This is a genomic window from Bacillus sp. 05T22 (assembly GCF_056396765.1).
Genome location: NZ_JBFTMC010000184.1, coordinates 1 through 8061, shown reverse-complemented (window position 1 = coordinate 8061; position 8061 = coordinate 1). Strand labels below are relative to the sequence as shown.

General features: G+C 33.6%; 7 protein-coding genes. 3 read left to right on the top strand and 4 right to left on the bottom strand.

The annotated features are described in order from the left end of the window. Positions 1-175 precede the first annotated feature (175 nt). The 4 genes from AC1DIT_RS27145 to AC1DIT_RS27130 form a co-directional block, all read right to left on the bottom strand. Positions 176-349, bottom strand: a complete 174-nt coding sequence (locus tag AC1DIT_RS27145; RefSeq protein WP_176505691.1) for a hypothetical protein — start codon at positions 347-349, stop codon at positions 176-178. A 460-nt stretch (positions 350-809) separates the two neighbouring features. Further along, positions 810-1280 carry a DUF6985 domain-containing protein gene (locus AC1DIT_RS27140; RefSeq protein ID WP_016113409.1) on the bottom strand — a complete coding sequence of 157 codons (471 nt, stop codon included), beginning with the start codon at positions 1278-1280 and terminating at the stop codon, positions 810-812. Positions 1281-1292: 12 nt separating this feature from the next. Further along, entirely contained in the window at positions 1293-3452 is a 2160-nt protein-coding gene (locus AC1DIT_RS27135) for an HNH endonuclease (RefSeq protein ID WP_476998551.1), read from the bottom strand. Positions 3453-3864: 412 nt separating this feature from the next. After that, complete coding sequence (locus AC1DIT_RS27130; RefSeq protein WP_275858029.1) at positions 3865-4251, bottom strand: hypothetical protein; 387 nt, start codon at positions 4249-4251, stop codon at positions 3865-3867. 371 nt (positions 4252-4622) lie between these two features. On the opposite strand from AC1DIT_RS27130, the gene AC1DIT_RS27125 reads away from it, so the two are divergent. From AC1DIT_RS27125 to AC1DIT_RS27115, 3 genes are all read left to right on the top strand, one after another. After that, entirely contained in the window at positions 4623-5051 is a 429-nt protein-coding gene (locus AC1DIT_RS27125) for a helix-turn-helix domain-containing protein (RefSeq protein WP_016113411.1), read from the top strand. A 535-nt stretch (positions 5052-5586) separates the two neighbouring features. Continuing rightward, positions 5587-6177: a helix-turn-helix domain-containing protein gene (locus AC1DIT_RS27120; RefSeq protein WP_002205120.1), complete on the top strand. Its 591-nt coding sequence runs from the start codon at positions 5587-5589 to the stop codon at positions 6175-6177. Positions 6178-7246: 1069 nt separating this feature from the next. Next, complete coding sequence (locus tag AC1DIT_RS27115; RefSeq protein ID WP_016113410.1) at positions 7247-7801, top strand: DUF3967 domain-containing protein; 555 nt, start codon at positions 7247-7249, stop codon at positions 7799-7801. Positions 7802-8061: the final 260 nt, after the last annotated feature.

The following is an 8061-nucleotide window of genomic DNA, read 5'->3' as shown; positions in this document are numbered from 1 at the left end:
GAGGCTCGTGGTCAAGGGAACCGTGGAATAAAAAGCGAGGACGGACCCCAGGACAGGGCAAAAACCAATGTCTTCGCCAAGATTCGTGGTTCTACTGTTAGAAAAAGGCGAATAAGAATATAGCATACATACAATAAGGGAATGCAGTATAGATTAGTCTACAAGCATTCCCTTGCTATAAATATGTTAAAGGAGCCTTAACTCTATCTTCCGCATCAGCAGTTAACTGATGTTTATTATTACGTTCTCCCATCTCTAACGTTAATTCTCCAGAAGCTTTCTCAGTTTGTTCTGGTTTATCTGTTTGATACAAATATCTATTTGTTTCATATTTCACATTAGATTTCAATTTAAATTTATCTAAAAAGTGACTACCATCTTTGACTACATCATCAAGATAATCGCTTACAGTGTTACCCGTACCCTATGTTGTAATCTTAAAATAAAAAGCACTTGTTGCCTATTGTAGACAATAAGTGCTATAAGTTTATATGTTTTTAAGTAGCATTAAATTTGTAAGTTTTGTAGTAATAGTTACGGGTTTGTACGAGTTCGTTAGTTTTATGTCCATTCCATGTGTTTATATTCATCGCCTAGTAAAATGTCATCTGGTCTAATCTCGTACTTCTTTTTCTATTTTATCATTGCACGTAAGTACTCTATGATGGTACAACGATCATGGAGTGCGTACTTCAAAATGACCTTTTCTTTTTTTGTACACTTCAACTATCCCTTAATTCTATCAGCCCATATATTCCGAATGAATAAAAAAACAATTTTATTGTCTCTATAAAAATAGGCTTCGAAGTTTAAAGTACAACGTCCTGATAACCTACCTCAGTTACTTCACCTTTCATAAGACAAAGGCCTAATCCATTTTCCATATCCCATGTACAGTCAAACGTAAGTCCGATATCAAGAAAGTCGATAAGGTCATTATCTGGAACAAAAATTCCAACTAAGGTTATTTTTTCGAGAATTTGAGTAGTTGTTTTTATTAAAGGATAATTTTCGTTAGATTCAACATCGTAACCAAGTTCATATCTTTTTTGTTTATAATAATCTAATATAGGCTCCAAAATACTTTGTTGTAATTGTTGCCATCTTTCTATTAAAAAATTATATGCTATATATTGTTCTTCCTCAAACTGACCATCATCTTCTCCCCTGACTATTAACGCCACCTTAACTTCGTTCCCAAAAAACTCAATGTTTTTATATCCAATCCAATCATAATTATTAAACTCAAGTTCGCCAAAAACTGTATCATTTATTTTCATTATATATCTCCTTTATTGTTTACTAGCAAATCCATCTGGCATAAAGGCTCCTGCATTGATTTCACCTACTCCACCAAGATGTCCAAATTTACTGTTTATCTCTGTCGGTACAAGTTGCACTGTCTTTACATCATTCAATTCATGCCAAGTTAACTTGTGTGCACGTCGATATTTCTCTATTTGCTTCCATGTAATTTCACCAGATTCCATTCCAAACTTACGTGCTAATTCAGGAGAATTATTCAATTGCTCAGCCAATTTTTCATCAGCTTGAGTGAAATTAAGACGTCTTGCTGCTGATCCTTTTCCAGCAGTGCCACCTACCATATGATTAATTTCTACCTGTGCTTTTGATACTGGTGAAAAATCAGGAACTCCATTTTTATATTGAATACCTTTTATACCAGCCTCATCTAATATGCTTTTCAATTTAGGGTCTGGTGGCGGTTTAAGTGTACTTAAAGATTCTCCCCTAATTCCTTCAAATTCAATCTTTGGATTAATCTCTGCAGGTGTTTGATTAAACCTTGATTCATATGAACTAGCAAATTCTTCTTGCTTGAAGGCTGGTGGAATATCAGCAACTCTATTACCCGTACCCTTAGTTTCACTCTTAGCAACAGAAAATAACTCTCCACCAAGTGGGTTTCTTCCTCCTCCATTCCCAACACCAGCTAACAAAGGTTCAGGGAATAAATTCGGGATTTCAATATTTTTAATCTTCTCCCCGACATTCTTCATACTACTAGGTAACTTATTTATTAATGCCGTTACTTCTTCCAATTTACCAGCTATTTTATCACTTTTCTTTGCTACTTCAAAAAATTTTGCACCTTCTGCGATTTTTCCGGCTGTAGCTGATCCTTTCACTGCGGCGTTTACTTCACCAACGCCGAAAAGACAACTGACAATATCAAATCCCATGCCACCAAAAGCATAAGGGTCGGTCATGGCTTTTTCTACATAATCTTTCGCTGCGTTGAACATTTCTTTTTGGTCTTTTCTAAAGGTTCTAGCGAGGTTATCCAGCACGGGAATTTTGTCCGTGTATGCAGGATTATTTAAGAAAACACTAAGATAAGGAGCCGTAATTGTGATAGAGCCTACAATCCCATATTCGGCAAGTTTCTTCACCCCTTGCCAAGTCGCGTTGAGATCGTCTATCCTCCATTGGGCTGTCTCGTGCCCTGTTGCAGAGTTCCATCCCAATGCAACCAAGTTACAGACAAGCGAACCGAGCTTACTTGCACCTATCGCAATCCCACTAATAGCGGATCCTGCCGCGCCTATAAAACCTTCCAACACCAAGACATCATCAGCAAGCCCTTTTAGGAAAGGAATGTTCTCCCCTACCCATTTTGTGCCTTTTCTCAATACATCCCATTTCTCACCGACACTACTGGAAAAGTTTTGAAGCCAAGCCTCCACTGGGTGATGTTCCGCCCATTCCTCTTGCTTTTTCTTCATTTCTCTTTCAGCTTGCAGTTGCGCTTCTTTTTCCGCCTTCGTTATTTGTGTATCCGTTTCATGAATGCCTTTTGCCAACTCATCTAGCGCAAAGAAAGCTTGCAGTTGCGGATCAGTATAAGATAAACTACCCATCTTCCCTGCAATTTGAACTTGCTTGTTTAGGGCATCGAGAATGTCTTCCGCATTGCTTTTTTCTTTTTTGCTTTCAAATTGTTGTACTTTTTGAATCGTATCCTCTAGTTCTTTGCTGGCTGCAACCAGTTTTTCATCAAACTGGCTTCTCGGCATACTCAATGAAATCAAATCGTTCACGCTGTTGTAAATATTAGAGATGCGACTATCCATTTCATGTTTCTTGGGTTGGAGATTGGAAAGTTTGTTTTGTGTTTGCAGTAATGCATCTTCCAGAATAACTGCATTCTCATCACTTTCTCCCGTTGTTGACTGAAAATCTTTTAAAGTTGTCAACATTTCAGCAATGAGAAATTCATTGGTAACTTTCAACCCAGTCACAACTGCACTTTGGTTATTATTGATGTCGTTGACAATCGCATTTCCTGTTGCACCCTGCATGGCATCGGCCTGGATAATACCATTCAATGCTCTTTGGGCTTGTTCAAGTTGATTATTTGTTTTACTGGTGTCTTTTTGGATTTTGGCCAGTACTTCATTGAATTCCTTTAAATCTACATGAAATCCCATTTAATTCGTCTCTCTTTCTAGTGGTAGTAACAGGGTTGCAGTCATTCCCCCTTAATAAAAGCTTTTAAAAAAAATCAATCATATAGCAAAACAAATCAAAAAAGCATCAAAACGGAGCGTTTTCGATACAGGATATACATTTCAAATACAAATAAAGACCAATGACAAATCCAGTCATTGATCTTTATGGGAATATTATACAAGATTTTATACAAAATAAGAATAACGAAAATTCCTAAAACTTCCGATATATCAACGATGTATAAAATAATGTATAGAAGATTAATAGATAGACAAACAAGCCCACCGTCACAACAAGGATTCTCATAAAAACTTGCTACCGATAATGATGCGTTATGTTAACTTGATTTGTATATCATATACACCATTTCAATACTAATTAATTCAATTTTTATTCTCCTAAGAGCATGCTGACTCTTAGTAAATATATATCGTCTTTATCAATTTCAAAATCTCCTTGTAAAAGAAGATTATCAATTTCCGTTAAATCCTTATTATATTGAGAAATTTCGTCAGGTGATAGGTTTTTTAAAGGTTGTTTTTTTATCTTTTCAATACTATTAAGGATATAATTTGACATAAAACCATGCTTTAAACTAATAAGAGCTAGATTCAAAAACACAGACGCATATTCCACCTTGTTTTTTTTCATAGGAAAAATGGATTCTTCAAAAGTAGCAGCTATAGATTGCTTAACCGTAAAATTTTGTTCATTTCTAAATTCTTCATAAATTTCTATAGTACATTCTTTAGCTTCAATATAAACTTTTTCATTCATTATGTAAAAAAGCTAGCATGAATCTAGCTTTTTCTTTTTTGATCACGGGTGTTCTAATATCTTTATTCATCATGTTTTGAATGTATACTTTTGCTAGTGTTTTTGAAGAAAATAGATGAAGTGAAATAAACCCAATGAAATCAACAAAACGAATGTAAACAAATATTTAAAAGTTTACATTCGATAAAAGTAAAAAGGATCTTATGTTTATAGGATTCTTTTTTTAGTTTCTGATAATATTGTATTAATTGAATGTAGAGGGTAATTTAGTAAGGATTTGAATATGTGAACCATTAGTTTACATGTATTAGAGTAATGGTTTCTTTATTGATTAGGGGTTTATATGTAATGATTTCTTAGAGGTGAATAATATGAATTTAGGTTCGCAATTGAAAAAGTTTCGTGAATCAAAAAGCTTTTCACAAGAAGATGTAGCTCGAAAGGTTGGAGTGACTAGACAAGCTGTTTATAAATGGGAGAGTAATAAAAGTTATCCTGATATTGATAATTTGATTTTACTTAGTGAATTATATGAAGTAACAATTGATGAGTTAATAAAAGGATCAGGGGATGCTAGGGAAGAGTTAGATAAAAAGGATAAGGATGAGTGTGAGGACGATGAGGATGAAAATGATTTTGGCTTTTTTATAGGTATTGCTCTTATATTTATAGGTATATTTATTGGCATTGAAGGAATTTCTTTATTTATAACTATATTGGGAATGATGATAATGGTATTTTATAGTGATGTGAAAAAAGCAATTATTAATGAATTTAAAATAAAAAGGAGACCGAACTAGATTGTTTTTCTAGTTTGATCTTCTTTTTATTTTATGTAAACAAATATTTTAAGATTTTACTTTCATTAAGGTAGAACATCGAGCGAAGCGACAACTATTTTAGGACGAAGAAATAAAATTTCGAGGGAAAATATGGTAAAGGTACTAGGAAACTTCCTAGCAAGACAAAAACGAAGTTTTTGGGGTTTACCATGGTAAACCCGTAGCTTGCCCCTCTCTTTTCTCTTTTAGAATTTTATACTTAATTGTTGCTTTGCTCTTGGTTACAAGAACACTGGCACTGTGCCATGAAAGATGGTTGATGTTAAGCAATCTTTTATTCAAAAGTTTTCTTTTAGAAACATAAAAAAGAGTCCTGTTATAATAGGACTCTTTTTCTTTTAGTTATAACAAAAAAAGCCAATCATGATATAATTGAATTGTCGAGAAACAACTATAATGAGAGGCTTTTTTATTCTTATAAAATTCTAATTACATAATAGCATAAAAAGAGTCTCCGTACTAGTTGTAAATACTAGGAATGAGGAGAAAAGTTATGACAAATACTATCAATTTAAAACAAGCTGAAAAAAATGCAAGATTGAGAGATATCGAGGATTCGAAGATCTTGTCAGAAGAAGAGATGTATTTAGCAAATGAACTTCAATCAAAAGCTAATTTAAGAGGAATGAAATTAGTTCCAGAGCGAAAAGTAAAAAATAAAGCTAAATTTGTTCAAATTATTCAAGACAATTGGAGTTATTTACAAAGTATATCTTATTTAAAAAATGAAGAAATTGTATTTTTAATGAGTTTGATTCCTTTTATAGGTTTTGGATCTAATGCAATTGTAGACAATCCCAAAAAGAAACAACCATTACCGCTTACACAAAGAGAATTAGCAAAGTCTTTAGAGACAAGTGAGACTAAGGTGAGTAGAGTTGTAAAGGCATTATATACAAAAGGGATCATTGCTCGTTCTGAAAGTGTTGTAGAAAATAGCAATGTAAAGTCTTATGCATTATTTATCAATCCTCATATTTTATATGCTGGAGATCGGGATAATATTGAAGAAGGATTAAAGATACAATTTATAAAAATTATGAGAGCTAAACCATTAAAAGATTTACCTATTAAATTTTTTTAAAAGACATCAATTAGATGTCTTTTTTTTACATTTTTATACTTATCAAATTTGATAAGTAAACTTATCAAATTTGATAAGTATAAAAAGTCCTATAAACCCTTGGTATTACTGGTTTTTTTCTACTTCTGTATGCTTGTCCCTTCTCACTCTCTATATAAGGGGCTAAAAGTTCCGCAAGGAACGGGTCGTATTTTCTTTCGCTTTGCTACAGAAAATCTCCACCCTTTTCGCTTTGCTACATCCTTGCAAAACTTTTTTCGGCTCGAGTTTGGATATCACCAAGCCGATACATCCAAAAGCAACTATTTGGGATCATCGGCTTGAATTGCTATTATACGAGCCGAACCGCTAGTGCCTTCGCTTAATAATTTCACTTACCACATTGATAGATACGTAATACGTGGGGGCTCGTCCCCACACGACGAACCAGCCTCAACCCCAAAAGCAAAGGAAAACCTTCTTTTAAACCTTTTTATTTTGCTTTTTAAGCGTATTTTTTTGTTTTTACGACAAATAGTATTGTTTTAGATTTATATTCTTTAAAAAGGATTCTGAAGCGTTTGAATAACATCTTGTATTGTGTTGTTATTTATTTCTAGATTAATTATTTATATTTATTTAATGCCAATTGTTTTCTTTTAGTATTTTAAAGTAATGTTTGATTGCAATTTATTAAAAATATCATGTCCTTAGTGAGTACTCATATGGAGACATAAAAGGGACTTTGTGTACTCAGTGAGTGGACATTTTGGGAATTTTCGTGTACCCACGTTTAAACTAGGCTCCGCCTAGTCCCAACCCCTAGTTGGGACCAAAAACCCCTTATGCTCTTCTCTCTTTTCTGATTCAGAATTTCCAATTTTATAGAGTAGTTCATTTTTTAGTCAAAAATTATTATGTTAAAAAACAAAATGTTAATTTATTTGTATGTTTTTTATTGATTGATCTAATGAATACTGTGCATGAAGAATTAGGATTGATTTAACTTAAGTTTATGTAAAGTGTTAAGATAAAGGAGTTATAACTGTTATAACGAATTTGAAATATCGAAAAGGAGGTTATGACTATTATGACACCTATTATTTATGAAAATGTATCCCAGGTTGCAAAAAGATTAAAAGTATCACCTTCTACGGTTAAAAAATATTATTTACTAATTGAGAGTTATAACTGTTATGCCTTTAAAAGAGACGAACGAGAACGAATTATGTTTAATGATTATGATGTTAGGTTATTACAAAGATTAGTAGAGTTAAAAAGTATGCCACAAGTTACATTGGAAGATGCTTGCAAATTACTTTTAAAAGAAGAAGGATTAACAGTTAATAATACAGATATGACTGTTATAACTCCTGGATCTGATGATTTAAAAGAAGTATTGAGAGAATTAAAAGATACAGTAGAGTTACAACAAAAACAATTACAGAATCAAAATGAGCAAATAGCTAAACTAACAAACGTATTGGAATCTCAACAAAAGCTATTGACTCATTCTAATACTATAGAAAAACAACAGGTTACTGATCGAGATAAAGCGGTTATGACTGTTATGCGAGAACTTCAAGAAGTAAAACAGATGGTTGCAGCAAGTAATGAAAAGAAATGGTATCAATTTTGGAAGTGATTTGCTGAGTCCTGGCGTTTATGCCGCGAAAGTTCCTTGACGATGAGGGGAACCCTCATGCAAACTCGCCAGGGGTGGCCCCAGAAGGGCGGTTTTTGCCCGCTGGGGTTAGCTTTGGGAGTTTGAGGGTTCGGAGGCTCGTGGTCAAGGGAACCGTGGAATAAAAAGCGAGGACGGACCCCAGGACAGGGCAAAAACCAATGTCTTCGCCAAGATTCGTGGTTCTACTGTTAGAAAAAGGCGAATAAGAATATAGCATA

Bases quoted from the DNA above. Each gene is read 5' to 3' on its own strand.
- AC1DIT_RS27140 (WP_016113409.1), bottom strand. From the start codon at position 1,280: ATGAAAATAAATGATACAGTTTTTGGCGAACTTGAGTTTAATAATTAT.
- AC1DIT_RS27135 (WP_476998551.1), bottom strand. From the start codon at position 3,452: ATGGGATTTCATGTAGATTTAAAGGAATTCAATGAAGTACTGGCCAAA.
- AC1DIT_RS27130 (WP_275858029.1), bottom strand. From the start codon at position 4,251: ATGAATGAAAAAGTTTATATTGAAGCTAAAGAATGTACTATAGAAATT.
- AC1DIT_RS27125 (WP_016113411.1), top strand. From the start codon at position 4,623: ATGAATTTAGGTTCGCAATTGAAAAAGTTTCGTGAATCAAAAAGCTTT.
- AC1DIT_RS27120 (WP_002205120.1), top strand. From the start codon at position 5,587: ATGACAAATACTATCAATTTAAAACAAGCTGAAAAAAATGCAAGATTG.
- AC1DIT_RS27115 (WP_016113410.1), top strand. From the start codon at position 7,247: ATGACACCTATTATTTATGAAAATGTATCCCAGGTTGCAAAAAGATTA.